The sequence below is a fragment of the Deinococcus roseus genome (assembly GCF_014646895.1).
In the GTDB taxonomy this organism is placed as follows: Bacteria; Deinococcota; Deinococci; order Deinococcales; family Deinococcaceae; genus Deinococcus_C; species Deinococcus_C roseus.
Window position 1 is genome coordinate 565,463 of sequence record NZ_BMOD01000001.1, and the last position, 25,986, is coordinate 591,448.

The 25,986-nt window shown below is 56.0% G+C and carries 21 protein-coding genes; 10 read left to right on the forward strand and 11 right to left on the reverse strand.

The annotated features are described in order from the left end of the window. Window positions 1–26 precede the first annotated feature (26 nt). The 6 genes from IEY52_RS02665 to wrbA all read right to left on the reverse strand — a co-directional run bounded on the left by IEY52_RS02665 (window position 27) and on the right by wrbA (window position 3,967). On the reverse strand, window positions 27–314 hold the full coding sequence (locus IEY52_RS02665; RefSeq protein WP_188999422.1) for a YkgJ family cysteine cluster protein: 288 nt from the start codon (window positions 312–314) through the stop codon (window positions 27–29). Between the two features lie 61 nt (window positions 315–375). After that, window positions 376–855 carry a GNAT family N-acetyltransferase gene (locus tag IEY52_RS02670; protein WP_229684615.1) on the reverse strand — a complete coding sequence of 160 codons (480 nt, stop codon included), beginning with the start codon at window positions 853–855 and terminating at the stop codon, window positions 376–378. Continuing rightward, entirely contained in the window at window positions 855–1,331 is a 477-nt protein-coding gene (locus IEY52_RS02675; RefSeq protein ID WP_188999425.1) for a GNAT family N-acetyltransferase, read from the reverse strand. Before IEY52_RS02675 ends, IEY52_RS02670 begins: the two co-directional genes overlap by 1 nt. Continuing rightward, on the reverse strand, window positions 1,325–1,807 hold the full coding sequence (locus IEY52_RS02680) for a DinB family protein (RefSeq protein ID WP_188999428.1): 483 nt from the start codon (window positions 1,805–1,807) through the stop codon (window positions 1,325–1,327). Before IEY52_RS02680 ends, IEY52_RS02675 begins: the two co-directional genes overlap by 7 nt. Then, entirely contained in the window at window positions 1,804–2,889 is a 1,086-nt protein-coding gene (locus IEY52_RS02685; protein WP_188999430.1) for a GrpB family protein, read from the reverse strand. Before IEY52_RS02685 ends, IEY52_RS02680 begins: the two co-directional genes overlap by 4 nt. Window positions 2,890–3,337: 448 nt before the next feature. Then, the gene (wrbA, locus tag IEY52_RS02690; protein ID WP_188999434.1) at window positions 3,338–3,967 is read right to left on the reverse strand and encodes an NAD(P)H:quinone oxidoreductase; all 630 of its coding nucleotides are present in this window, start codon (window positions 3,965–3,967) and stop codon (window positions 3,338–3,340) included. A gap of 405 nt (window positions 3,968–4,372) precedes the next feature. On the opposite strand from wrbA, the gene IEY52_RS02695 reads away from it, so the two are divergent. Continuing rightward, window positions 4,373–6,163, forward strand: a complete 1,791-nt coding sequence (locus IEY52_RS02695) for a PAS domain-containing sensor histidine kinase (protein WP_188999437.1) — start codon at window positions 4,373–4,375, stop codon at window positions 6,161–6,163. A gap of 131 nt (window positions 6,164–6,294) precedes the next feature. Continuing rightward, window positions 6,295–6,852, forward strand: coding sequence for a DUF4384 domain-containing protein (locus tag IEY52_RS02700; protein ID WP_188999441.1), 558 nt, complete (start codon window positions 6,295–6,297; stop codon window positions 6,850–6,852). 75 nt (window positions 6,853–6,927) lie between these two features. On the opposite strand, the gene IEY52_RS02705 is transcribed toward IEY52_RS02700, so the two are convergent. Continuing rightward, window positions 6,928–7,254, reverse strand: coding sequence for a hypothetical protein (locus IEY52_RS02705; RefSeq protein WP_188999445.1), 327 nt, complete (start codon window positions 7,252–7,254; stop codon window positions 6,928–6,930). 88 nt (window positions 7,255–7,342) lie between these two features. Continuing rightward, a complete protein-coding gene (locus tag IEY52_RS02710; protein WP_188999448.1) occupies window positions 7,343–7,816 on the reverse strand; it encodes an SRPBCC family protein in 474 nt (157 codons plus the stop codon). A gap of 236 nt (window positions 7,817–8,052) precedes the next feature. Between IEY52_RS02710 and IEY52_RS02715 the strand changes: the two genes are divergently transcribed. After that, entirely contained in the window at window positions 8,053–9,261 is a 1,209-nt protein-coding gene (locus tag IEY52_RS02715; RefSeq protein WP_188999451.1) for an aminotransferase-like domain-containing protein, read from the forward strand. A 70-nt stretch (window positions 9,262–9,331) separates the two neighbouring features. Here IEY52_RS02715 and IEY52_RS02720 read toward each other — a convergent pair whose 3' ends face one another. After that, window positions 9,332–9,907 carry a TetR/AcrR family transcriptional regulator gene (locus tag IEY52_RS02720; protein ID WP_229684616.1) on the reverse strand — a complete coding sequence of 192 codons (576 nt, stop codon included), beginning with the start codon at window positions 9,905–9,907 and terminating at the stop codon, window positions 9,332–9,334. A gap of 104 nt (window positions 9,908–10,011) precedes the next feature. On the opposite strand from IEY52_RS02720, the gene IEY52_RS02725 reads away from it, so the two are divergent. Next, window positions 10,012–10,854 carry an N-acyl homoserine lactonase family protein gene (locus IEY52_RS02725; protein ID WP_188999457.1) on the forward strand — a complete coding sequence of 281 codons (843 nt, stop codon included), beginning with the start codon at window positions 10,012–10,014 and terminating at the stop codon, window positions 10,852–10,854. Between the two features lie 23 nt (window positions 10,855–10,877). Here IEY52_RS02725 and IEY52_RS02730 read toward each other — a convergent pair whose 3' ends face one another. After that, window positions 10,878–11,735 (reverse strand): alpha/beta fold hydrolase, encoded by an 858-nt coding sequence (locus IEY52_RS02730; RefSeq protein ID WP_188999460.1) that lies wholly within the window; start codon window positions 11,733–11,735, stop codon window positions 10,878–10,880. A 270-nt stretch (window positions 11,736–12,005) separates the two neighbouring features. Here IEY52_RS02730 and IEY52_RS02735 point away from each other — a divergent pair, with 270 nt between their 5' ends. Beyond that, on the forward strand, window positions 12,006–13,562 hold the full coding sequence (locus IEY52_RS02735) for an acyl-CoA carboxylase subunit beta (protein WP_373289820.1): 1,557 nt from the start codon (window positions 12,006–12,008) through the stop codon (window positions 13,560–13,562). A gap of 60 nt (window positions 13,563–13,622) precedes the next feature. On the opposite strand, the gene IEY52_RS02740 is transcribed toward IEY52_RS02735, so the two are convergent. Further along, window positions 13,623–15,080 carry a serine hydrolase domain-containing protein gene (locus IEY52_RS02740; protein ID WP_188999466.1) on the reverse strand — a complete coding sequence of 486 codons (1,458 nt, stop codon included), beginning with the start codon at window positions 15,078–15,080 and terminating at the stop codon, window positions 13,623–13,625. Window positions 15,081–15,202: 122 nt separating this feature from the next. Here IEY52_RS02740 and IEY52_RS02745 point away from each other — a divergent pair, with 122 nt between their 5' ends. The 5 genes from IEY52_RS02745 (at window position 15,203) to IEY52_RS02765 (ending at window position 25,953) form a co-directional block, all read left to right on the forward strand. Further along, window positions 15,203–16,003 carry a hypothetical protein gene (locus IEY52_RS02745; protein WP_188999469.1) on the forward strand — a complete coding sequence of 267 codons (801 nt, stop codon included), beginning with the start codon at window positions 15,203–15,205 and terminating at the stop codon, window positions 16,001–16,003. 246 nt (window positions 16,004–16,249) lie between these two features. Continuing rightward, window positions 16,250–19,714, forward strand: coding sequence for a DNA-directed RNA polymerase subunit beta (rpoB, locus tag IEY52_RS02750; protein ID WP_188999472.1), 3,465 nt, complete (start codon window positions 16,250–16,252; stop codon window positions 19,712–19,714). 85 nt (window positions 19,715–19,799) lie between these two features. Then, window positions 19,800–24,377, forward strand: a complete 4,578-nt coding sequence (locus tag IEY52_RS02755; RefSeq protein WP_188999475.1) for a DNA-directed RNA polymerase subunit beta' — start codon at window positions 19,800–19,802, stop codon at window positions 24,375–24,377. Window positions 24,378–24,454: 77 nt separating this feature from the next. Then, entirely contained in the window at window positions 24,455–25,048 is a 594-nt protein-coding gene (locus IEY52_RS02760; RefSeq protein ID WP_188999479.1) for a hypothetical protein, read from the forward strand. 80 nt (window positions 25,049–25,128) lie between these two features. Beyond that, window positions 25,129–25,953, forward strand: coding sequence for an SDR family NAD(P)-dependent oxidoreductase (locus IEY52_RS02765; protein WP_188999483.1), 825 nt, complete (start codon window positions 25,129–25,131; stop codon window positions 25,951–25,953). Window positions 25,954–25,986 lie beyond the last annotated feature (33 nt).

Consider the following 25,986-nt stretch of genomic DNA (forward strand, 5'->3'; position numbering starts at 1 on the left):
AGGTGCCCCACGGGGGGTTTCTGGGATCAGGGAGACAGCCCATAAATCTGCAGAAACCGCTTCACCCGTTCGTCCAGGGTGAGCAGCGGAGCCACCTCCCCACACACCCAGTCTGGCTGGTAGTTTCTGCATACCGCTGGTCGATCCTGATAGATCGCACACAGGCAGTTGTCTTGCAGGTTGCCGCACCGGACCCCCAGGGGTTTTTGCAGGGTGCTGATGTCCGGGGCAGCGCAGCAGGCCCCGCAGGCCGTGCAGTCTTTCAGCCAGGAAGATCGGGGAAGGTGTTCGGGGGGGGCATCAAAACGGCTCATAGCAGGTGTTTCAATTGTTGCAAATGGGTCATGACCGTTTCCGCACCCACACCCACAACCCTCACAGCTGTTTTTCCATGCACACCGATTCAGGGTCATGCACGTAATGGGCATAGGGGGGAATCACTGCAAAACCCATCTTTTTGTACAGCCCGATGGCTTCTGGCTGCCTGACTCCGGTTTCCAGACGGATCACCGAGTAGCCTTCTTTCCGGGCAAAAGCTTCAAGTTCTTGCATCACCTGAACGGCAATGCCTTTGCCCCGGTGGTGGGTCCGGGTGTACATGCGTTTGATTTCAGCGATGTGGGTTTCACTGTGGGTTTGCTCTGCATAAGGATAGGGCCGGATGCCGCAGCAGCTTGCAGGCTCTCCTTCCCAGCAGGCCAGAAGAAATTCATGCCTGGGAGCATAGAATTCATCCATGGTCATGCCCCCGGTGCCATCTTCCTGGGGGTAGCGGGCCATCAGGTCTGCACCCAGTTCGGCAATCAGCAGGTTCGCTTCTGGTCCCATGGGATCTGCAGATGTGATCGTGAGCATCAGGCAATCAGCCTTTCCATGCACATGACCATGGGGTCTTCCACAAAAGGCCCGTATTTGGGCACCCGATTGTAGCCATGCTCCTCGAAGAAAAACTGGGCTTCGGAGTGGTTCTGGTCCATTTCCACCCGCATCAGCACATAACCCCTTCTGGCTGCACTGCGTTCAGCTTCCCGCAACAAGGCCGTTGCCACCTGTCTCCAGCGGTATTCAGGGTTGACCAGCAGCAACCTGAGCTGGGCCACCACATCGGTTTCTTCAAACGGAAACTTGCGGTATCCCACGCATCCCACCGGATGGCCTTCCACAAAAGCCAGAAAGAAATCGGCTCCGGCCTTCAGAAAAGCATACAGACTGCCGGTTCCCAGGTTTTCAGTGAAGCTGTAAGAGGCGTTCTGTTCGGGTCCAAGCTGGTGCAGCAAATCCTCTGCAGTGATGGAGAGGGGATCAGAGGACCGGACGGTCACGTTCACCATGACAGCCCCTCGCCCGGAGCAGGCCAGGCGGTTTCCACCATGCGGCGCAGCAAAACCACCTGTCCCCAGTGGTAGGCGTTGTGGATCACAAAGGATTCCAGTCTGGCCCCCACGGTTTCGTTGTTTTTCAGGACCCGTTCGGATTCTTCCAGGGCATACCTTTTCAGTTGCTCCAGGTTGCTGAGGGTGCTGGTTTTCAGCAGCTCCCACTGGTCTTCTGTCACTTCTGGCCAGCCTTCTTCGGCATGTTCCACCGCATAGGATCCCATGCCACTCAGTACATCCAGGATGTAATTCTGCCAGAAGTCAATGTGGGCCACCACTTCAGCTGCACTGTAGGGGGCACCTGCAGGCCGCTGGCAGGCCACCTCTGCAGTCAGATCAGAGAGGATTTTTTCAGGATTCAGAAAGGCTTCGCCACCAAAGAAGTAATTCGCCAGAAGTTGAGGGGTTGATCCTCGCAACAAATCGCTCATGGTCCCTCCAGATAAGTGTGGTGCCAGGGATGGCTGGCAGGAAGGTGCATTGCGAGCCAGTGTTTCTGGTCTGCATCCAGCCCGGGAAAGGTGCGTTCGGCATCTTCCAGGTCTTTGCCCCTCAGTCCTCCCCTTCCCCCGCTCTTATACAGTAACACCACCTCAGGAACCAGATGGGGAATGCCATAAATCCCTTGCTGCACAGCACAGGGATGGGTCACCCTGGCATTGCGGCGACAGATCCAGTGCTGATGGCTGCCTTCGCTCAGCAAAAAGTCAATGGAGGGGTAATCCGGGTGGGTGGCGTGAATCTGGTGGTCGGGGAGTTCCAGCCGCTCTCCAGGCAACCAGGGAAAGAACCTTCCCTGCTGGATGCGCTCCAGGGTCCAGCCCCTTTCCAGCAAGAAGCGCTGCAATGGCAGCTGTTCATCCCGGTAAACCATCAAATCAATGTCTTCGTGGTGCCGCTGGACTTTGTGGGCCTGCACATCCAGCGCCCATCCTCCGGCCACAGCCCAGTGCACGGGTGCACCCTGCATGGCCTGCTGGGCTTTGTGCAGAGGCCCGAACTGTTCTTCCCAGGCGATGGCCTCTTCCAGCAACGCATGAACAATGGGGCTTTTGGAGCTGGTGTAAGAAGGTCGGTCATTGGGGTAACGGGCCGCCAGTTGCAATTTGATGTGTTCGTAACGGCGGGCGGCTTCAGGATGGGTGCGCAGGTGATCCCTGAACAGCAGGTGTTCCCACCAGAATCCGTTGTCGTTTCCCAGTTCCACCACATGCACATGGTGGGTTCTGGGATTGCGCTTGAAAAACATGCGTCCTGGCAGTCCTGCTTCCCCCATGAAGTCGTAACCCAGACGCACCAGCTGGTCGATGGCTTCCTGAGACAGGGGACGGGTGAGCCCCACCATGATGTCAATCACGTCTTTGGCAGCGATGTTCTTGATGGACGTGGATCCGATGTGCTCAATCAGCAGCGGTCCCGTCACTGGAATGAGGGCTTCCAGCAGGAGTTTGCGTTCATGCTGGTAAGCTTTCGTCCAGAACGGGTTGTGCGCCACCAGTTCAATCTCAGGCATGTTCGGTTTATAGCATACTCTGGCCCACAAAAGCTGCCAGTTCATCACGTTGAGGGAAACCCCGGATTCCAGGCTGAAGGCAACAGCAGGTTGGGAGGCCCGGAAAGTGGATGCTCCTGTTGTCTTTTTGCTTCTTTTTTCTCTATGGCAGCTCTATGGCAGCTCTATGGCACCACAGAACCTGAGAAACATGCACTTGCTGCTGTTCTGAAACAAACTGAAATTTTGCTTTCCAAACAGAAAATGAATCATCTGGCCTTCTCAAAGTGAATGCCCCTGCATTTTCTTATCATGCCTTTCTCATTTCTTTTCTATTTCATCTCGAAATGCTACAGTACAGAAGACTTCAAAGGAGTGTGCGAAGTTAACCCCCACCCGCCAATAGGGTGGGGATTTTGGTGTTGCTGATTCATGTTGCTGGTTTAAGGACCTGTTCTGCCCGCCGTGATCAATCCGCAGAACCTGCAGGGATTTGTTTGCCTCGCAAATACTGCTGGGTCACTTCAACAAGTCGACGGGTCTGATGCTGAATGGCCTTCTTGCTGGTTTCTTCAAGACCCTGGCCTGTGGCTGTGACACTGGTGCCGTAAGGATTGCCTCCGGCTTTGAAAATGCTCTGGTCGGTGTAACCCGGAGCCACAATGATGGTTCCCCAGTGCATCAGGCTGATGTACATGGTCTGCAGTGTGGTTTCCTGGCCTCCGTGGGGATTCAGGGCACTCGCCATCACACTGACCGTTTTGTTGGCCAGTCTTCCTGCAGCCCACAATGGCCCTGTGGTGTCAATGAAGGCCCTCACCTGACTGGCTGCACCACCATAACGGGTGGGAACGCTGAAAAGGTAGGCATCTGCCCACTCCAGATCGGCAAGGGACGCTTCGGGAATGTCACGGGTTTTTTCCTGAAAGGCTTTCCATTCGGGTTTGCTGTTGATGGCTTCCTGGGGAGCGGTTTCCCTGATTTTCAGCAGCCGAACCTCTGCACCTGTCTGACGGGCTGTGTCTGCAGCAACCTGGGCCATTTCATGGTTGGTTCCGGTTGAACTGTAATAAATGACAGCAAGTTTGATTTTACTCATGTTGAAACCTCCAGGTTCAATTTTATTAACCAGAGCATTTCGATACAGAAACAAATTTCACATCTACAAAACCCATTCAAATCATGAAATCGGCATGTGTAAAATGAGCTAACCCTCAAAATTCAATTCATCGTTTTAAATCAATGCCAACCGATTAAATTGCCTCTGCTTTAAGATCCACCTTTACAAATGCGATCAGCACCAGCACAACTTTCTCAGGCAGCATTGTCCCTCAGAGGCAGAGGGCATCTAGACCAGCAGCATTGTCCCGGATTTTGCTCAAGAAAATGCCCAGTACACTTTGCACCTGCGGTCATGGATAATGGGGAAATACCCAGGCAGTTTGCTTTGCTGCACTTACAACAGGACCAGAGGCAGAACTGGTCAGAGCAACAGGAGGTGGGTGTGGCCGAACAGTCGTTCTTGAAATCACAGTACCTGCAACTGGTTCACCATCTGGTCAAAACCTTCAAGCTGCAAAGGGCCCTTCCTGAGCATGCAGAGCAGCTTTCCCTCCCCAGTTTGCTGCAGCAGCTTGTTGCAGATGACATTCGGGCTTTTGTGTTGCTGGATGCCAGTGGACGCATTGAAGTCAGCAATGCTGTCTTTCAGACCCAGCAGCCAGAAGGCAACACCCTGTGGAGCAGAGCGAACCTGCAGGGTTTCAACTGGAGTTGTCATGTGTTGCCAGAATTGCCCCTTTTGACCTTGCAGGTGGGAGAACCCCTGTCCAGCAGCACCAGCGATGCCCAGGTCAGACAGTACCTCTCTGCCATGACCGATGTGATCATGGTGCTGGATCAGGAAGGGAGGCACCTGGAAATTGCCCCCACCCGTCCCACCCTGTTTTACCGCCCCTCTCAGGACATGCTGGGGCGCACCATGCATGATCTGTTTCCCACGGTCTTTGCAGACCGTTTTGTGTCCAGATTGCGCGAAGCCCTGCACAAAGACCAGGAAACCGAACTGGAATACCCCCTGACCATCCAGGACCATGAGGTGTGGTTTGGTGCCCGTTTCACTCCCCTGTCCCGAGACCGGGTGCTGTTGATCTCCCGGGACATCACCGAACGCAAAAAAGCAGAACTGGCCCTCAGGGAAAGCGAGAAACGTTTTCAATTTGCAGCAGATCACGCTCCCGTCTTGATCTGGATGAGCGGTCTGGATGGTGGAGCCAGTTTCTTCAATCAGCGCTGGCTGGAGTTTACAGGGCGGGATCCTTTTCAGGAAACCGGAGAAGGCTGGATGGAAAACATTCATCCCCACGACCTGCCCGATTGCCTGCGCAATTTTCATGCCAACTTTCAATTGCGCAGGCCTTTCGAGATGGAATTCCGCCTCAGGCGTTTTGACGGACAGTACCGCTGGGTGGTGAATCGGGGCACCCCCCGTTACACCCCTGAAGGTGAATTTCGGGGGTTCATTGGGGCCTGCATTGACATCGATGACCGCAAGCATGCCGAGGCTGCACTGCAACTCAGCGAACAGCGTCTGCGCACCCTTTCTGAAGCCCAGAAGCGTTTTGTGGCGGATGCTGCCCATGAACTCAGAACCCCCCTGACCAGCATTCAGGGCAACCTGGACATCTTGCTGCGTTTCCATGACATCGAAGCAGAAGAAAAAGACGAAATCCTGCAGGATGTGCAGCGGGAAGCCGTGCGTCTGGGCCGTCTGGTCAATGACATGCTGATTCTGGCCCGCGGGGACAGTGGCATTCCTTTAAAAGAAAGTGTGCTGGATTTTCAACCTGTGGCACTGTCTGCCTGGCGGGAGTTGCAGCGCCTGTACCCCAGACACCAGTTTGAGGTTCAGGAAACCAGGCAGGCATTGCAGGTCTCTGGTGACCCGGACCGCCTGAAGCAACTCACCCTGATCCTGCTGGAAAATGCAGCCAAATACACCCCCGAACAGGGCCGCATCTCCATGGTGCTGGAACAGCAAAAAAACCATGTGGTGCTGCGTGTTTCAGACACCGGGGTGGGCATTGCCCCGGAAGACCTGGAAAAAGTCTTTGAACGTTTTTACCGGGTGGATCAGAGCCGTCATCGCGGAGAAGATCCTGGAGGAACAGGCCTGGGCCTCCCCATTGCCCAGTGGATTGTGCGGGAACACCGGGGCAAAATCTGGCTGGAAAGCCAGCCTGGGAAAGGAACCACTGCAGTGGTGGAATTGCCGCTCTGGAAAGAACCAGGGTGAATTGGCACAGTGAATTTCTGGCAACACAAGCAGGTTTTTCTGTACATCTCTAAAGAAAAACCCAAACTTTCATAAAGAAACAGCTTCTCATTTATCATGATGGGTCAGCGGCCAGCAGCTACTTTAAATGCATGAAAACCCACATTCTGGCGGCCTCCGTGCTGCTGTTTTCTGTTGCCCTTGCCAAACCCCAGATCAGCACCCAGCGCATCATTGTGAACCCTGTTCCCACCGACCTTTACGTCAATGTGTGGCTGGACAAAGGCGGCAACACCCCCTCTTACTCGCCCGGAGAGAACATCCACATTTTCACCCGGGTCAACCAGGATGCCTACGTGTACCTGTTCAACATTGACTCTGATGGGCAAATCGACATGATCCTGCCCAACGGCTATGACAGTGGGGACAACTTTGTGCAGGCCAACACCACCAAGGTCTTTCCTGGCCGCAACGATCCCTTTGAGTATGAAATTGCTGCCCCTTACGGCATCAACAAAGTGCTGGCCCTGGCCAGCCTGGAACCGCTGAACCTGCGCACCCTCACCCGCTTCCAGAACGAGCAGAACACTTTTGCCACCATCACCATCCGTGGAGAGATGCCTTTCGCACGCAAACTTTCCATCATCATTCAGCCTCTTCCCCAGCAGGACTGGGTTTCGGACACGGCCAGATATAACGTCCAGTACTGACATGCAGCCTTGAATCAACAACTCCAACAGCGGCCCAAAAACACTGGGCCGCTGTTTCTGGCTTCAACCCTGGAGTCAACTGGCGGAAACAGTCTCTTCCAGCTGAACCCTGCTGTGCAGGTGAAACACCTGCAAAATCCCCAGAAGCTGCTGCAGGTGCTCTGTGGCAATCCAGCATTTCCAGCCGTACAGGGAATCATAGCGGTGGTGCAACACCACCATCCGGTGCTTTTCGCTGGCGTACAGGGCACTCAAAACCTGTGTTTCAGGCTGGGCTTTGCTGCCACACCCAAATTCCAAGCTGGCACAGGCAAGGGCACGGATCTGAAACACGGCCGCATCTGGAACGCTGTACACATGATGGACCGTCAAGCTTGAATGGCTTCCTCTGGAAAAACCCATGGGTGATCCTCCTGGCAGAACGGGATGAACAGCACGAGATGGAAAGCAGAACTTTGCAAAATGGGACAGGATTTTACAGACCACAGCATCATGGGGCAGAACGCTGCACATCACCCTGCGGGTTGTCTTTCAGGGCAGACATTTCACCCCGCAGGCGCTCCAGCAAGCCTTCCATGGCTTTGAAGGTTTCCAGCTGCAGGGCTTTTTTGCGGACACCATGCAAAAGTTTGGCCATGGCTGGCCCCATCAGTGAGACTTCCTGGCGGAAATGCACCTTCTCTCCCTCCTGCCAGAGTTCGCGTTTGATCAGCAGGTCCACGCCCAGGCCCAGAGGCACGGACAGCACGTAACTTTGCAGCATCTGACACATCACCACAGTGAAAGGGGCGGTGGAGCCATCCTGAAAAGTGAGAATTCCGCTGACTCCCTGCTTGAATGGACCAGAAAGTTCTGCCTGTTTGAGGGTTTTGTCCCAGGAGGGCCAGTGTCTGGGCTGGGTCCAGAGTTGCCAGACGGCTTGAGGGGTGGTGGCGGTGCTGGTGCTGAAGGCGCAGATGTGCATGGTGCAATCCTCTCCAGCAAAACGCAGGGGCGCTTTTCATTTTAAGGTGAGGTTTCTTGCTGAATCATGACAACGCACACCTGTTGTCACCGCTCCAGGGAACAGGTTTCCAGGGGTTGTTTCAGGGGATTGTTCCAGAAGGTGGTTCAGAAGTTTGCTGGAAAGCGCTCAGCAAATGTATGACATTTTTACGCAGTTCAACGAAAAAACCGTCACAAAAGTTTATACTGTTGGTCATGACTGCTTCACTTGTCCAGTGGGACCAATGTTTTGCCGATCGCGCCCTGCGCATCACCTCCTCAACCATCCGGGAACTCCTCAAGCTGACCCAGAAGCCTGACATCATCTCCTTTGCTGGCGGGCTGCCTGCCCCCGAGCTTTTCCCCGTGCAGGAAGTGGCTGCAGCCACCCAGAAAGTGCTGACCGAACAGGGAGCCCAGGCCCTGCAGTACAGCACCACCGAGGGGCATGCTCCCTTGCGTCAGTGGATTGCCGCGCAGCACGGCAATGTGAACCCGGACAACATTCTGCTGGTGAGCGGTTCCCAGCAGGGCCTCGATCTGCTGGGGAAAATCCTCATCAACCCCGGCGACCTGATTGGTGTAGAAACCCCCACCTACCTGGGCGCACTGCAGGCTTTCAGCCCATACGAGCCCGAGTATGTCAGCATCCCCACCGATGAGGAGGGCATCGACACCACTGCCCTGGAAGAATTGTTGAAGCAGAACAAACTGAAGTTCATCTACGCCATCCCCAACTTCCAGAATCCCACCGGACGCACCATGTCCCTGGAGCGCCGCAAGAAACTGGTGGAAATCACGGGCAGGTACGGCGTGCTGCTGCTGGAAGATGATCCTTACGGCAAACTGCGTTTCCGTGGGGACTTCCCACCCAGCCTGTTCTCCCTGGGTCTGGAATACGCTGGCGGCAATGAAGACCAGAACCACGTGATCTACATGAGCACCTTCTCCAAGACCCTCACCCCCGGACTGCGGGTGGCCTGGGTGACGGCCAACCCCACCATCAACCGCAAACTGGTGCAGGCCAAGCAGGGGGCGGATCTTCACACCCCCACCCTCAACCAGATGATCGTGTTCGAGTTGGTCCACGAGGTGCTGGGCAAGCAGACCGAACTGGTGCGCAAGGTGTACGGTGAACGCCGCCAGTTCATGATGGAAGCCCTGGGCAAGTACCTGCCTGCAGAAGTGGCCCACACCGACCCCGAAGGCGGCATGTTCCTGTGGCTCACCCTGCCAGAGCACATGAAATCCACCGAACTGCTCAAGCAGGCCGTGGATTACAAAGTGGCTTTTGTTCCTGGTACCCCCTTCTTCGCTCTGGGGGGTGGCGAAAACACCCTGCGCCTCAGTTACTCCTGTGCCAATGCAGAGCAGATTGACCGGGGAATCAAGGCCCTGGGCGAAGTGCTGCACAAGAACCTGTAAACACCAAAATGCCAGAACAGCAGAGAGGGCTTTTAAGCCCTCTCTTTTTTGTTGGCCGGGTTGATGTCCTTCAGTCCTGGCAGATGGAGAGGGTCTGAAAAACAGGAAAAATGGCCTGTTGCTTCAGCAGCAGGGTGGTCTGCTGTGCATCCAGAGCGTTTTCCTGGGTCAGCCACCACTGCAAAACCCCCAGAATGCCACCTGCCAGGAATTCTGCCACCATTCTGGGATGGGTGGCATGGGGCACACTCAACTTCATGCGGTTTTCAAAAAAATCTGCAATGTAGCTGCGAATGGACTGTCCCACCTGCATGGCACTGGGCACATCCAGTGCTGTTCTGAACAGTGTTTTTTCCTGCCAGGCAAACTCAAAAAGCGCAGTCAGCATGGGGTTGGGCTCTTCTGGAAGATCAGAACCGCTGTTGGGAAAACGTTCCTTCAGGGCTTCCAGAGGCACTTTCAGGCTTTGCCACAGCAGGTCATGCTTGTCTTTGTAATGCAGGTAAAAAGTGGCCCGCCCGATGTTGGCCTCACGGGTCAGGTCCTGCACGGCAATGCTTTCATAACCCTGTTTTTCAATGAGCTGGATCAGGGTGGTTTTCAGAAGGTCTCTGGTGCGCTGGATGCGGCGGTCTTCGGTCTTCACTGCCCACAGTATACCCTGCTTTGGCAGCTGGCAATTGACATTGTTGGACATCAGACACATAATAGACATATGTCCAATATCTTACTTGTGTCTGGGTGGTCTGCATGAAAATCTGGGGCATCAATTCCGTCAATGCACAGCTGAAAAAAAGCTGGTTTTCTTCTCCCAGAGAGGGTCTATCGCGGGTTCTGCAGGTCATGCAGGATCAGGAATGGCATGAAGTTGCCCCCATGCTGAGCTGGGTCATCAAGCATCCCAGAGCAGGCATCATTCTGGTGGATGCAGGAGAGCAATCCCGGGCCCTGGATTGGAGCAGGTACCCTGTGGCCCCCCGCATGATCACCCGCAACATGCTGCGCTTCCCCGAAACCTTTCAGTCTCCCCTGCCTGACCAGTTGAAAAACCTGGGCATCAAGGTTTCTGATGTGCAACACATCATCGTCACCCACCTGCACCAGGACCATGTGGGACATTTAAGCAGTTTTCCAAAAGCAAAAGTCTGGGTCTCCAGGGCAGAGTTTGAAGCCACCCAGAAGCCTTTCGCCCACATGAAAGGCTACTGGCCTTCCCTGTTTCCAGAAAGGTTCAGGCCTGACCTGATCGATTACAGGGACGGGGCTTTCCACAATTTCGAATCCAGCAGAGCCCTTTTTGAGGACATCTGGATTGTGCCCACCCCAGGGCACTCTCCGGGACACCAGTCTGTCATTGTGAAAAGCCAGGGCAGATTTGTGGTGCTGGCAGGCGATGTCACTCCAGCCATGCAATATCTGGAACGGGAGTCCGTGGACATGATTTCAGCCATGGGCGAACCGCAAAAGGCCAGACAGAGCAAACAGAAGATGGTGCAGTTCATCAAAGATCAAAATGCCCTTTACCTGCCTTCCCACTGTCCGACCTCGCTGCCCAGACTGGAAGCCTTCAAAACACAAAAAACCCTCGCCTGAGCGAGGGTCTTCTTTTGAGGGGTTTACCAGGCGTTCTGGAACAGAAAGCCCAGGAACTGGGGATAGAACTCTCTGGGGACTTCGATCCAGGGGAAATGTCCGCAGTTGTCCTGCAGCACGAACTTGCCACCGGTTTTCTCGGCGATGCTTTTGCCCACCTCGTAAGGAAGGGGGTCCAGCAGACCGTGGGCCACGTAAACCGGAATACCGCTCAGTTCGCCCAGACGGTCGGTGATGTTGAAACCACTGTCGATCAGGTTCTGGGTGAACACTTCTGCAGTGGTGTTGTTGTAGAAGCTCTTCTGGGGCACCATGTCCACAATTTTGTTGGCGGTGCGGCGGTCAAAAACCACCCGGTACAGCAGGGTGGTGAGGCCTTCGGTGAAGTCTCCGTTGCCCGCTTTCCAGTCTGCCAGGATTTCTTTGTCCAGACGGTTCAGACGGGAATCGGCCACCCGGTTGAATTCTTGCAGGTAGCTGGTGTCGGTTCCGGCGGGATCCAGCAACGCAATGGATTTGATGTATTGGGGGTACTTCAGGGCGTAGGCCAGAGCAATCTGGGCACCGCTGGAGTGGGCCACAAAAGAGAACTTGTCCCAGCCATACTGCTTGCGGATGTTCTCGATGTCCTCGATGTAAGCATCCAGCGAGAGGTTTTCGGGGGTTTCCTTTACAGTGTTGGTTCCGGTTCCACGCAGGTCGGGGAGAACCGCCTGGTATTGAAGTTCCAGTTCCTTGGCGAGTGGCTCCATGTAATCGGCTGAAAATCCCGGGCCACCTGAGAGCAGCAGCACCGGACTGCCTGCACCATAAACACGTACTTTGGGTTGTGCCTTGGGAGTTTCTTGTCCATCATCCACTACCATCACGTCATCATTCATGAAAGGAAACCTCCTCAGCTCCTTGTGGGTGTGTTGCTTCTCGAAAGCTTTCTCAGCATATCGTATTTTCATCACAGAAGTACCACAAGAACAACCTGCCTGAGACGAACCTGAAGATTGCAACACCCCTGTTACCGTTTCCTTCAGGAAACAGGGTCCAGGGTTCAGCATGTCAGATTTTGAGTGCTGGCTCTGCCAGAAGTCTCGCTTTCTGGAGTCTCAGCAGAGCAGTCTAGGCAAGTCCCTCAAAAACAGGGTTTAATGAAACAAATGTCCAACTTTGAACTTGAAGCCATGATTGCAGAGCTGGAAAAACGCAGACATAAAGTGGAACTGGGTGGCGGCCTGGAGCGCCAGAAAAAACAACACCAGCAGGGCAAATTGACTGCCCGTGAACGCATTGCTGAACTGCTGGATGACGGCTCATTTCTGGAGCTCTCCACCTTCACAGAGCATGTGGGTGGCCTCCTGATGCGGGAAATTGACGCTCCCGGTGAAGGGGTGGTGACAGGTTCAGGCACCATCCACGGCAGACGGGTGTATGTGTTCAGCCAGGATTTCACCGTGCTGGGCGGATCGCTGGGCAAACGCAATGCCCAGAAAATCACCAAGGTCATGGACCTTGCGGCCAAAACCGGCTGTCCGGTGATTGGTCTGAATGACTCTGCCGGAGCGCGCATTCAGGAAGGCGTGGATTCTTTAAGCGGCTACGGAGAGATCTTCTACCGCAACGCCATTTACTCGGGCTGTGTACCGCAGATCAGCGCCATTCTGGGACCCTGCGCAGGAGGAGCGGTCTACTCCCCTGCCATGACCGATTTTGTCCTGATGACCGAGGGCACCAGTTACATGTTCATCACCGGACCCGAAGTGATCAAGAGCGTGACCCGTGAAAATGTCTCTTTTGAAGACCTTGGCGGTGCAGAAGTGCACATGAAGAAATCCGGGGTGGCCCACCAATCCGGCAAAAACGACAGGGACACCTTGCAGATGGTGAAAACCCTGCTGGATTACCTGCCCCAGAACGCCAGGGAAAAACCTCCTGTCAAAGCCACCAGAGACCCCAGAAACCGGGACACCTCCAAACTCAAAGAGATCATTGATCCCAGCCCCAAAAAGCCTTACAGCATGATTGAGGTGATCCGCGAAATTGTGGACGACCACTTCTTCTTCGAAATCCAGCCGGATTTTGCCCGCAACATCCTGACCGGGTTTGTGCATCTGGGAGGGCAACCTGTGGGCATTGTGGCCAACAATCCCAGATTCATGGCCGGAACCCTCAACATCGATGCTTCTGACAAGGCAGCCAGGTTCATTCGCACCTGCGACTGTTTCAATGTGCCGATCCTGACCCTGGTGGATGTGACCGGATTCCTGCCCGGGGTGCAGCAGGAACACGCAGGCATCATCCGGCACGGAGCCAAGATGCTGTATGCCTACGCAGAAGCCACCGTTCCCAAGATCACCCTGATCACCCGCAAGGCTTATGGCGGAGCTTACCTCGCCATGAATTCACGCGACATGGGGGCAGATCTGGTTTTCGCCCTCCCAACTGCGGCTGTGGCCGTGATGGGGGCAGAGGGTGCCGCCAACATCGTGTACCGCAAAGACATCCAGCAAAGCCCCAACCCGGAAGCCACCCGTGCCGAGAAAATCAAGACATATAAAGAAGCCTTCGATAACCCTTACGTGGCTGCAGCCCGGGGCTACATCGACGAGGTGATCATGATGGAAGACACCCGCCGGATCCTGATTGAAGGTTTTTCCATGCTGGCCCAGAAAGAAGAAAGCAGGCCTTACAAAAAGCATGGGAACATCCCGCTTTAAAGCCAGCCCTGACCCAAAAAAGCCCAGAAATGATCTGGGCTTTTCCGTTTTTACAGCTTTTCAGGCTTCTGCAGTTTCCAGCACCCGATGCCCCACCACTTCAGGTCGCTCGGTGGGTCCGAAGTGAATGGCTCCGCGCAGCCCTACAGACACCCCATCCCCAGAAAATTTCAGGGTGATGGTGGGCGCAAAAGGGGTTTCCAGCAGGCACACCCTGAGGGCAAAAGTGGTTTCATCGGTCCACGCTCCTCTGGCAGCCACAGGCCAGGGCTGATCGGTCTGGGGAAAGAGGGGCCACACAACATTCTGAAACAATTTGCTTTCCGAATTGACCCAGGCGGATGCACCGACCAGCACCTGATGGTTGCCCGATCCATCTGCCCAGTTCAGCAAATGGTCTGCACCTTGCTGGACCAATTTGATGGATTTGAGACCCAGTTTGTTGTCTGCAAATTGATACGTTTGCAACAACTCAGGATGGGAGGTCTGGGCCTGACCTTCAGGGCTGGGAAGTTGCAGGTGCTGCAATTGTTCCAGCAAGGCCTGATGGGCCACAGCATCTTCATGCAGGGCTTCGGTCTGGAAATGGGGCAGCAGTTCATCCCAGATGGCCTGCAAGATCAAATCGGTGCGTTTGGATTCCCCGGAGGTCAGCACCACCACGGCATCTTGCTCGGGCAAAATCACACAGAATTGTCCAAAAGCCCCATCTGCCCGGTAAGCCCCATGGCGACAGCGCCACATCTGGTAACCATAGCCCTGATTCCAGTCCGAGTTGAGGTCCTCTCCGAGGCCGGTATGGTCGCTGGAAGCCTCCTCAATCCAGCTTTCTGACAGCAGTTGCTGGCCTGCCCACTGGCCTTTTTGCAGCATCATCTGGCCCCACTTTGCCAGTTCTTCGGTGCGCAAAAACAATCCCCAGCCTGCCATGTTCCAGCCCTCAGGTCCCATTTCCCACCTGGGTGTGGCAAAACCCAGCGGTTCAAAGAGCCTGGGCGTCAGGTATTCCACCAGTGTCTGTCCGGTGGCTTTCTGCACTGCAGCCCCCACCATGTAAGTGCCAATGCTGTTGTACAGAAAATGGGTGCCTGGAACATGGGGAACCGGCCAGGACAGGGCAAATTTCATCCAGTCCTTCTGGTCCGACCAGGGTTCCTGATCGTGACCACAGGTCATGGTCAGAAGGTCTTTCAGTGTCATGGCCTTGAGGTTGTCACCTGGCTTTTCTGGCAGGTCCTCTGGGAAAAAGGACACCAGCGTGTCATTCACGGAAAGAATCCCTTCCTGAACCGCAAATCCAATGGCTGTAGAGGTGAAACTCTTGCTGACCGAATACATCTGGTGCTGCAAATCTGACTGATAAGGGGCCCACCAGCCTTCGGCAATCACCTGGCCATGCCGGAGCAGCATGAAGCTGTGGGTTTCCAGCTGGTCTTGCTGCAAGCGGCTTAGAAAGGCAGAAATGGCCTGAGAAGCCAACCCCTGGGATTCTGGAGTGGAGCGCAACAATTCTGACATACGCCCACTTTACCCCCACTCCAAACCTCCCCCATCCGCACAATCACTTAATTCAGGCATGGCCATCCTCATGAGGACAGGACTGCAAACCCTTCTAATGTTTGCCCCTTAGGATGGGTGTCATGCGCAAAGTGGTTCCCTTTCTTTTGTTCTCTTCTGTGGCTTTTGCACAGGTGCCCAATCCCAACCCTTTTCCTGCTTCATTCACGGCAACCCTCAAAGCCGAAACCTGCCAGAACTACCTGGAGACCCTGGAAAAGAATGCTCCAGCCAGCATCAGCATTCCAGGAAAAGCTGGAGCCAAAGGCTGCCTGCAAAGCAGCAAAGAGGGAGATGGGGCAGTCAAAAAAGCCTTCTGGGACATGGGTTACGATCTTCAGGTGGACCAGTTTGATGCCAATGGTGCTTACTATCAGGTCTGGCAGAAAGTGAATGGAAAAGAAGGGTACCTGCTGCAGTATTACTGGGACAAAGTCAAAAAAGTCATGCAGGTTTACTACCTTCAGCTCAATGAAATGACTTCAGTGATGCAGGGCAGCCTGTTCAGGCCACAAAACCAGATTCCTCTGACCTTCACACCTGCCAGTGACAATCTGGTGTACAACACCTGGTCCATTGGTCAGTGCTTTGATCCCCAGGAGATCCTCAAAAAAGTGGGCAACAATCCCAAGGACAAAACAGAAGTGCTGGCTTCAGGGTGCCAGGCTTTTGAAACCACCCGCGAACGCCTGCTGGATTCCATTTACCGCATCAACGCCTATCAGACTGCAGTGTATGGAGGAAAAGACCAATTTTCCTGGCTGGGTGCCCTCAAAAGCGATCCCAATCAGGTGTTGTACCTGAACCTGCAAACCCTGCCAGACAATCCCAAAGTGATGGTGCTGGCCTGGGTGAGTTATAAAGTGACCCTGGATACCCCCTGAATTTGCTGCAGGACTCCATGAGCCTGCTTGACACCGCAGGCACACAGGCGCTAGACTGAAGTTTGGTGGCCATGATGGGCTATTCAGGAGTCTCTTGCAAGAGCAGACACCACAACTCTAAACGCGTGCAACGGAGGGTAAGAAATTCTTACCCTCCTCCTGGCCTTGTTTAACCACGATGGGCTCTGAAAAAGGCGCAGGGCACACAGACACAAGTTTTCAGTCATGACCATGACAGGAGAGTGAATGACGAAACGCATCGAACGCTTCGGTGAGATCACTGAGGTCATCCCGCTTCCCGAACTGACGGAAGTTCAGATCACATCGTTTGATCAGTTCCTCCAGAAGGGCGTCAAAGCCCAGAGCCGTCAGAACGTTGGGTTGCAGGGTGCTTTCAAGGAAGTCTTCCCCATCGACGAATCAGACAAAAACCGCGGTGGCGGTCTGGTTCTGGACTTCCTGGAGTACAGCATTGCTGACGCCCCTTACAGCCCCGAAGAGTGCCGTGAAAAGGACCTGACTTACCAGGCTCCCCTGTACGCCAAACTGCAACTGATTCACAAAGATACCGGTCTGATCAAAGAAGACCAGGTCTTCCTGGGCGATTTGCCCTTGATGACCGTGGACGGTTCTTTTGTGATCAACGGTGCAGACCGCGTGGTCATTTCCCAGATTCACCGCAGCCCCGGCGTGTACTTCACCCCCATGTACCGTGGAGCCAAGAAGTACTACACCGCTGCCATCATCCCCATGCCCAAACGCGGACCCTGGATTGAAATTGAATTCAACAACCAGGACGTGCTGGAAATGAAGGTCAACAAGCGCAAATTCCCCGTCACCATGCTGCTGCGTGTGCTGGGCATGAACGATGAGAGCATCAAGGTGCTGCTCAACGAATACGGCGAAGTGGACCTGACCGACGACAAGAGCGCTGGCATGAATGCAGACGAAGCCCTGCTGCGCCTGTTCACCGTGCTGCGCCCCGGTGACCCACCGAAGCGCGACAAGGCCATTGCCTACCTGTACAGCCTGCTCGCAGATCCCAAGCGTTATGACCTGGGCGAGCCTGGCCGCTTCAAGATGAACCGCAAACTCGGCCTGACCACCGAAGAGCGCACCCTGCTGGGCTTCGAAGACGGCAAGTTCACCGATGCAGGACTCATCGACACCATCCGTTACCTGCTGGCCCTGCACAATGGCCGTGAAGAATTCGCCACCACCAGTGCAGATGCAGACGGTGTGGTCATTGAGAACAAGGTGCCCGTCGAAGAAGACGACATCGACCACCTCGGCAACCGCCGTGTGCGCACCGTGGGCGAACTGCTGGCAGACCAGCTGCGTGTGGGTCTGGGCCGCATGGCCCGTGGCGTGCGCGAGCGCATGCTGCTCGGCAACCCCGACGCTGCCACCCCTGCCAAGCTGGTCAACAACCGTCCCATCGTTGCAGCCATGCGCGAATTCTTTGGACGCAGCCAGCTGTCACAGTTCAAAGACCAGACCAACCCCCTGGCAGAGCTGCGCCACAAGCGCCGTGTGTCTGCACTGGGTCCTGGTGGTCTGACCCGTGAACGCGCAGGCTTCGACGTGCGTGACGTGCACAGAACCCACTACGGTCGGGTGTGCCCCATCGAAACGCCCGAAGGTGCCAACATCGGTCTGATCTCCTCCCTGGCCTCCTTCTCCCGTGTGAACGCACTGGGATTCATGGAAGCCCCTTACCGCAAAGTGATTGACGGCAAGGTCAGCGAGCAGGTCGAGTACATGACCGCCGACATCGAAGACCGTTACGTGACGGCGCAAGCCAACACCCCCCTGAATCCAGACGGTTCTTTCGCGGTGGACCGGGTCATTGCCCGCAAACGCGGTGACGTGATCATCATCCCCCCCGAAGAAGTGGATTACATGGACGTGTCTCCCAAGCAGATCGTGTCCATCTCCACCTCCCTGATTCCCTTCCTCGAGCACGACGACGCCAACCGCGCACTCATGGGATCGAACATGCAATCCCAGGCCGTGCCGCTGGTTCGCGCCCAGTCCCCCGATGTGGGCACCGGCGTGGAAGAGCGCGTGGTGCGCGACTCGGGCACCAGCGTGGTGTGCAACGTCAACGGACAGGTCACCTATGTGGACGCCACCCGTGTGGAAGTCACCCTGACCGAAGACCACCCCCACCTGGGCATGAACAGAGGAAACGTCAAGACCTTTGATCTGGTGCGCTTCACCCGTTCCAACCAGGGCACCAACCTGGACCAGCGTCCCATTGTCAAAGTGGGCGACCAGGTCAAGAGAGACCAGGTGCTGGCAGACGGACCCGCTTCCGAGCAAGGTCGTCTGGCCCTCGGTCACAACATCACCATCGCCATCATGCCCTTCGATGGATTCAACTTCGAGGACGCCATCTGCATCTCCGAAGCCCTGGTTCGCAAGGACTTCTACACCAGCGTCCACATCGAAAAAGATGAAATCGAGGCCCGTGACACCAAACTCGGTCCAGAGAAGATCACCCGCGACATCCCCGGTCTGTCTGAAGCCGCCCTGCGCGACCTTGATGAAGACGGCATTGTGCGCGTCGGCGCAGAAGTCAAACCCGGCGACATCCTCGTCGGCAAGACCAGCTTCAAAGGCGAGTCTGAACCCACCCCTGAAGAGCGCCTGCTGCGCTCCATCTTCGGTGAAAAAGCCCGCGAAGTGAAAGACACTTCCCTGCGCGTGCGTTCCGGTGAAGGTGGAATTGTCGTGAAGACCGTGCGTTTCCGCCGTGGCGATGAGGGCGTGGACCTGAAACCCGGCGTGCGTGAAATGGTGCGCGTGTATGTGGCCCAGAAGCGCCGCATGCAGGTGGGCGACAAGATGGCCAACCGCCACGGAAACAAAGGCGTGGTCTCCAAGATCCTGCCCCCCGAAGACATGCCTTACCTGGAAGACGGCACCCCCGTGGACCTGGTGTTCAACCCCCTCGGTGTGCCTTCCCGCATGAACCTCGGTCAGATTCTGGAAACCCACCTGGGTGAAGCTGCCCGCCAGATGGGCGTGAAGTTTGTCACCCCGGTGTTCGATTCTGCCACCGAAGACGACATCAAACGCATTCTGGAAGAGTCTGCCCGTCAACGTCTGGATGGCCGCAAGGATGCCGGACTGGGCATTGACAAGCGTGAACGCGAAGTCATCACCCGTGCAGGCAAACTCGGCGTGGTCGAGCGCATCGTGGACCTGGACGAAGAAACCTTTGACCGGGCCCAGATCGCACTGGCCCGCACCGGCAAGAGCGTGCTCTTCGACGGACGCACCGGGGAACCCATCAACGGTCCCGTGGTGGTCGGCACCATGTACGTGATGAAGCTCTACCACATGGTGGAAGACAAGATGCACGCCCGTTCCACTGGCCCCTACTCCCTGATCACCCAGCAACCCCTTGGTGGTAAGGCCCAGTTCGGTGGTCAGCGTTTCGGGGAGATGGAAGTGTGGGCCCTCGAAGCTTACGGTGCCGCCTACACCCTGCAGGAGATGCTCACCATCAAGTCCGACGACATCGAAGGACGCGACGCTGCCTACCAGAGCATCGTCAAAGGTGAAGAAGTCTCCAACACCAACGTTCCCGAGTCCTTCAAGGTGCTCGTGAAAGAGCTGCACTCCCTGTGCCTTGATGTGCAGGTGCTCGACGAAAGTGACAAGGACATCGACATCTTCGAAGGCATGATGCCCCGTCGGTGAACCACAGCATGAGGGGTGAGCACCCTGCCCACCCCTCACTGGTCCCTGAGCGGACCAGAAGGAATCTTTCAATCAAGGAGATTCAGTGAAAGACTTTAAAAAAGTCAGAATTGCTCTGGCCAGCCCCGAGAAGATCAGAGATTGGTCTTTCGGAGAGGTCGAGAAACCTGAAACCATCAACTACCGCACCCTGCGCCCCGAGCGTGAAGGTCTGTTCGACGAGCGGATCTTTGGTCCCACCAAGGACTACGAGTGCGCCTGCGGAAAATACAAACGCCAGCGTTACGAGGGCAAAGTCTGTGAACGCTGCGGCGTGGAAGTCACCAAGAGTGTCGTCCGCCGTTACCGCATGGGTCACATTGACCTTGCCACCCCCTGCGCCCACATCTGGTACGTCAAAGACACCCCCTCCAAGATTGGTACGCTGCTCGATTTGACCGCAAACCAGCTGGAGCAGGTGCTGTACTTCAGCAAGTTCATCGTGATTGACCCCCAGAACGCCATGCGCGATGGCCGTCCTTTAAAGCGCGGCGAACTGCTCTCCGATGAGGAGTACCGTGAACTGCGTTATGGCCGTCAGGAAACCTACGGCATTGCTGCAGGCACCGAAGCCGAAGTGCGCGACGGCGAGTACGTGACCAAAGGTCAGGTGCTGGCTGGCAATGTGGTGAGCCGCATTGACGGTCTGGCCCAGTACCGCTTCCCCCGCCGCACCGAAATTCACTACCGTGAAAGCAAAGTGGCCCAGCTGAACCTGCCCGCAGGCAGCCTGGTGGACATGGACGCTTTCCGTGCCGGTGAAATTCTGGCCGAACTGACCGCAGATTTTGAACTGACCGCTCCCGTGGCTGGCACTGCTTTTGTGACCGACCTCGGTGAAGACAGCGTTTTGATCGAAATCAAAGACGGCAACAACAAGGTGCTCTCCACCCTCTACGTTCCCCACGGCACCGAAGTTTTCGTGGCCCACGGCGAAATCGTGGAAGAAGGCACCCTGCTGGCCAAAGCTGTGGCTGGCAAGACCCTGCGTCCCAGCCGCGTGAGCAACCTCAGCAATGTCGGAACCCGCAAGAAGTCCGGCATCACCGAAGTGACCGTGAACTGGACCCGCATTGCTTCTTACGATGTGAAGCCCAGCATGCACTTCCTGGTGGGCGACACCAGTGAAGTGGTTTCCGGTCAGAAAGTGGTCGGGGCCATCGACGAGGAAGAGGAAATTTACGCCGAAGCAGACGGCACCCTCTACCTGCACCAGCCTGCCTCCATCGTGGTCTCCAAAGCCCGCGTCTACCCTTACAACGATGAACCCCTTGTTGTGAACGGTGACCGTGTGGCCCCTGGCGACGACCTTGGCGATGGTGGGCGCGTCAAGAGCGAAATCTCCGGTCGCGTGGAAATCGACCTGGTGCGCCAGCAAGTGCGCATCATCGAGTCCTACGACTTCACCGCCAAGATGGGTGCAGAAGCCATCAAGGAACTGCTGGACGACCTGGACCTCCCCACGCTGGAAGCCGAACTGGCCGAGCAGATGAAGGACACCAGCCGCCACAAGCGCGCCAAAGCCAGAAAACGTCTGGAAGTGGCCCGTTCTTTTGTCAGAAGCGGCAACAACCCCACCTGGATGATCCTGGCCACCGTGCCAGTGATGCCCCCGGATCTGCGCCCCATGGTTCAGGTGGACGGCGGACGCTTTGCGACCTCCGACCTCAACGACCTGTACCGCCGCCTGATCAACAGAAACAACCGTCTGAAGAAGCTGATGCAGCAGGGCGCTCCAGACATGATCATCCGCAACGAAAAGCGCATGCTGCAGGAAGCCGTGGACGCGCTGATCGACAACGGACGCCGTGGCACCCCCGTGACCAACCCAGGCTCTGAACGTGCATTGCGCTCCCTCACCGACCTGCTCGGTGGCAAACAGGGTCGCTTCCGTCAGAACCTGCTGGGTAAGCGTGTGGACTACTCCGGTCGTTCTGTGATCGTGGTCGGTCCCCAGCTGCGTCTGCACCAGTGTGGTGTTCCCAAGCGCATGGCGCTGGAACTCTTCAAGCCTTTCCTGTTCAAGGTGCTCGAAGAGAAAGGTGAAGTCTCCAACATCAAGCAAGCGAGAAAGATGCTGGAACGTTACCGCGACACCAGAGACAGCGTATGGGACGCCCTGGAAGAAGTGATTGAAGACAAAGTGGTGCTGCTGAACCGCGCACCCACCCTGCACCGTCTGGGGATTCAGGCTTTCGAGCCCGTGCTGGTGGAAGGTCAATCCATCCAGCTGCACCCCCTGGTCTGTGAAGCCTTCAACGCCGACTTCGACGGGGACCAGATGGCCATCCACGTGCCCCTGTCTGCCCAGGCGCAGGCCGAAGCACGCATCCAGATGCTGTCTGCCCACAACCTGCTCTCTCCTGCGCACGGTGAGCCCAACGTCAAACCTTCCCGTGACATCATTCTGGGGATCTTCACCCTGACCCAGATCCGCACCGACAACCTCGGTGCAGGCAGTGAATTTGATTCTCCTGCCGAGGCCCTCGCAGCCCTTGAAGCTGGTCAGATCAACCTGAACAGCCTGATCAAGGTGCGTGGCAAGGAAACCAGCGCTGGACGCATCAAGTATGTGTTTGCCAACCCCGAGGAAGCCCTCCACGCTGTGGAACGCGGCGAAATCGACATGCAGGACCACGTGCGCATCCGCTTCAAAGGCAAACTGGAGGAAACCACCGCTGGCCGCGTGTTCTTCTACAACATCGTTGCAGAAGCCGTGTCTGAAGATGGCACCACCGTTCCCGAGAACCTGATGAACATCCACACCGTCTACGAAAAAGACGCCCTGAAGGACATCATTGTGGATTCCTTCAAGCGCCTCGGTGTGGAGAAAACCGCCCGTCTGCTGGACGCCCTGAAAGACTCCGGGTTCAAACTGTCCACCACCTCCGGTGTGACCATTGGCATCGACGACGTGGTGATCCCCACCCAGAAAGCCGAGATCATTGCCGAGGCCGACGAGAAACTGGACGAAATCAACAGCATGGCCGACATGGGCTTCCTCACCGAAGAGGAACGCTACAAGCAGGTCATCCAGCTGTGGAACGAAACCACCGATCAGGTCAAGAACGCGGTGTTCAAAAACTTCGAGCAGAACTACCCCTTCAACCCGCTGTGGATCATGTCCCAGTCCGGTGCCCGTGGTAACCCCCAGCAGATCCGTCAGCTGGCCGGGATGCGCGGATTGATGGCCCGACCTGACGGCAGCACCTACCCGGTGCCCATCAAGGCGAGCTTCCGTGAAGGCCTGACCGTTCTGGAGTACTTCATCTCCACCCACGGTGCCCGTAAGGGGGGTGCAGACACCGCTCTGCGGACCGCCGACTCTGGATACCTCACCCGCAAACTGGTGGATGTGGCCCACGAAGTGGTTGTGCGCGATGAGGACTGCGAAACCACCGACTACAGCGTGGTCTCTGTCGGTCACTACGACGACCGCAGTGGCAAGTGGACCGCCCGCAAGACCAGCGAGATCGAAACCAGCCTGTATGGCCGCACCCTGGCCATGGACCTGGAATCCTCCAACCTGACCCTGCCCACCGGACACATGCTCTCCGTGGAAGACCTGCGAATCCTGGTGAAAAACACCGAGGAAATCAAGGAAGTCTACGTGCGCACCCCGCTCAACTGCCGCGTCAAGAGCGGTGTGTGCCAGAAGTGCTACGGTTACGACCTGTCCCAGGCCAAGACCGTGTCTCTGGGCGAGGCCGTCGGTGTGGTGGCAGCAGAGTCCATCGGTGAACCCGGGACCCAGCTGACCATGCGCACCTTCCACACCGGTGGTGTGGCAGGCGGAAGCGACATCACCCTGGGTCTTCCCCGTGTGATCGAACTGTTCGAAGGCCGCAAACCCAAAGTCAAAGCCGTGCTGGCAGACCGTGACGGTGCGCTGCAAGTTGTTGAAGAAGAAGACCGCTTCCTGGTGAAAATCAAAGCGGACGACGAGGCCGACAGCAGCAAGACCGCCATCAAGATCGACCGCGACCAGTACCGCATGATCGTGCGTGACGGGGACCGTGTCGAGGCAGGCCAGCCCCTCACCCGTGGTGCCATCAACCCCCACGAACTCCTGGAATTCAAGGGCACCCAGGCCACCGAGCAGTACCTCGTGGACGAAGTGCAACGTGTGTACCGCAACCAGGGCGTGAAGGTGCACGACAAGCACATCGAAATCATCGTGCGCCAGATGCTCAAATTCGTGGAAGTCGCCGATGGTGGAGACACCGACCTCCTCGAAGGTCAGGTTGTGGAACGCCAGGAAGTGGACAACGTCAACGAAACCCTCATTGACGACCAGAAACCTGCAAGCTGGAAACCCGTGCTCCTCGGGATCACCAAGTCCAGCCTTTCCACCCAGAGCTGGCTCTCCGCTGCAAGCTTCCAGCACACCACCCACGTGCTCACCGAAGCTTCCATCGCAGGCCGCGTGGACGAACTGATCGGTCTGAAGGAAAACGTGATCCTCGGGAAACTGATTCCCGCTGGAACCGGCCTCGACCTGGTGCGCAAGCTGCAGATTGCAGACGCCCGTACCCTGGAACGTTACGCCAAGCCCAGCGTGGAGCAGGAAAGAACCCCTGGAACCCGTCAGGAAGCTGGAATCCAACCCGGCCTGGCCGACTGAACCCCACCTCGCTTCGCTTTCCTCCCCCAGTTCGGGGGAGGATTTTTTTGGTTCAACAGCAATGTTAAATTGAGACCATGACCAGCCAGATTCCAGATGTATTTGTTTTTGAAGATCAACAATGGACCATTCAGGGTGTAGAACATCCACCTTTGCTTCCAGAGGATTTGATCAGAGATCTGAAAACCTATGGCTGTTCTGCATGGACCAGGGGTTATCTGGCGACCTTTGGTTTGCAGGGGGACCGATTGATTTTTGATGGCCTTGAAGCTGATTTGTTTTCAATGGACCAGATTTTGCTGGGTCATTTGCCAAAACCTTCCAGGCAACCCCATCTCATCCATCATATTTACGACAATCTTGCCTACCCTCTGCCCTATTCAGGAGGGCTGTTGATCTGTCAGGATTCTATGGCAGGTCTCACAGTCAACAGTGGATTCCAGCGTCCCTGGAAATTCAGGAAAGTTTTGGAACTGAGGTTTGCCAGTGGCATTCTGACAGGCAGCAGAAATGTCTCTGAAGAAATGGAGGTCATCAGAAATGAATACGCTGCTGGTGGTAACCCTACTGGCAAGTACGTTTCTGGTCTTGAAATCAGTGCCTGGGTGGAGGCAATGCGTTCTCTGGAATATGACCCAGTCACTTTGAGCAACAAATCAAAATGGCCCTGATCTGACATCATCCGTGACCCCCTAGCCCTGACCTTGCAAATTCATTACAATCTTAGAAAAGCCTCATGCAAGGAGTGTCCATGAACCAGACGGTCCTCATCACAGGTGCCACCGGAGCCATTGGCAGTGCCACAGCCAGATCTCTTGCCAGACAGGGCTGTCAGCTGATCCTGCTGGCCCGCAATCAGGAAAAATTGGAGGAGGTCAAAGGCCAGATCCGGCAGGAAACCCCTGCTGCAGAAGTGAAAACCCTGGTTGTGGATTTTGCAGAGCTGCATGCCGTCAAGAATGCAGCTCTGAACATCCAGAAAGACCATCCTGAACTGCATGCAGTGATTCACAACGCAGCCATTTTCAAGTCCAGCCGCACCCTCACCAGCGATGGTCTGGAAACCATGTTCACCGTGAACCATCTGGCTCCGTTCATGCTCACCAAGGTGCTTTTCGAGACCATCCAACAGACCAGAGGCTCCAGAATCCTCACGGTCACGGCCCCCTCCACCACGCAGATCAACTTTCAGGATCCCATGGGAGAACAGCGTTTCAATGCCCTGAATGCTTTTGGGGCCACCAAAATGGCCAATCTGCTGTTTGCGTTCAAGCTGGGACGGGCAGGCCTGACCTCCCATGCCCTGCACCCCGGACTGGTGCGTTCAGAGCTGCTCAGGGAAGCCAATCCCTTTCTGCAGATTGTGACGTTCCTGGCTTCTGGATCTCCTGAAAAAGTGGCCCAGGCTTTCAGTGAAGTGACCCTGCAACCCAAATATGCGCAGAGCAACGGGCAATTCTGGCACCTGACAAAGCCCATTCAGGCCCCGGCTTATGCCCGTGATCCCCGCAATCAGGATGAACTGTGGGACCTCTCCCTGAAGTGGATCAACACCCTGGAAGCCCGCAGACGCTGAGAAGAGGGCCAGGGTAAGACTTTGGTAACGGCC

Excerpts from the sequence above, each read along its gene's own strand:
- IEY52_RS02665 (WP_188999422.1), bottom strand. The coding sequence starts at position 314 with ATGAGCCGTTTTGATGCCCCCCCCGAACACCTTCCCCGATCTTCCTGG.
- IEY52_RS02670 (WP_229684615.1), bottom strand. The coding sequence starts at position 855 with ATGCTCACGATCACATCTGCAGATCCCATGGGACCAGAAGCGAACCTG.
- IEY52_RS02675 (WP_188999425.1), bottom strand. The coding sequence starts at position 1,331 with ATGGTGAACGTGACCGTCCGGTCCTCTGATCCCCTCTCCATCACTGCA.
- IEY52_RS02680 (WP_188999428.1), bottom strand. The coding sequence starts at position 1,807 with ATGAGCGATTTGTTGCGAGGATCAACCCCTCAACTTCTGGCGAATTAC.
- IEY52_RS02685 (WP_188999430.1), bottom strand. The coding sequence starts at position 2,889 with ATGCCTGAGATTGAACTGGTGGCGCACAACCCGTTCTGGACGAAAGCT.
- wrbA (WP_188999434.1), bottom strand. The coding sequence starts at position 3,967 with ATGAGTAAAATCAAACTTGCTGTCATTTATTACAGTTCAACCGGAACC.
- IEY52_RS02700 (WP_188999441.1), top strand. The coding sequence starts at position 6,295 with ATGAAAACCCACATTCTGGCGGCCTCCGTGCTGCTGTTTTCTGTTGCC.
- IEY52_RS02705 (WP_188999445.1), bottom strand. The coding sequence starts at position 7,254 with ATGGGTTTTTCCAGAGGAAGCCATTCAAGCTTGACGGTCCATCATGTG.
- IEY52_RS02710 (WP_188999448.1), bottom strand. The coding sequence starts at position 7,816 with ATGCACATCTGCGCCTTCAGCACCAGCACCGCCACCACCCCTCAAGCC.
- IEY52_RS02715 (WP_188999451.1), top strand. The coding sequence starts at position 8,053 with ATGACTGCTTCACTTGTCCAGTGGGACCAATGTTTTGCCGATCGCGCC.
- IEY52_RS02725 (WP_188999457.1), top strand. The coding sequence starts at position 10,012 with ATGAAAATCTGGGGCATCAATTCCGTCAATGCACAGCTGAAAAAAAGC.
- IEY52_RS02730 (WP_188999460.1), bottom strand. The coding sequence starts at position 11,735 with ATGAATGATGACGTGATGGTAGTGGATGATGGACAAGAAACTCCCAAG.
- IEY52_RS02735 (WP_373289820.1), top strand. The coding sequence starts at position 12,006 with ATGTCCAACTTTGAACTTGAAGCCATGATTGCAGAGCTGGAAAAACGC.
- IEY52_RS02740 (WP_188999466.1), bottom strand. The coding sequence starts at position 15,080 with ATGTCAGAATTGTTGCGCTCCACTCCAGAATCCCAGGGGTTGGCTTCT.
- IEY52_RS02745 (WP_188999469.1), top strand. The coding sequence starts at position 15,203 with ATGCGCAAAGTGGTTCCCTTTCTTTTGTTCTCTTCTGTGGCTTTTGCA.
- rpoB (WP_188999472.1), top strand. The coding sequence starts at position 16,250 with ATGACGAAACGCATCGAACGCTTCGGTGAGATCACTGAGGTCATCCCG.
- IEY52_RS02760 (WP_188999479.1), top strand. The coding sequence starts at position 24,455 with ATGACCAGCCAGATTCCAGATGTATTTGTTTTTGAAGATCAACAATGG.
- IEY52_RS02765 (WP_188999483.1), top strand. The coding sequence starts at position 25,129 with ATGAACCAGACGGTCCTCATCACAGGTGCCACCGGAGCCATTGGCAGT.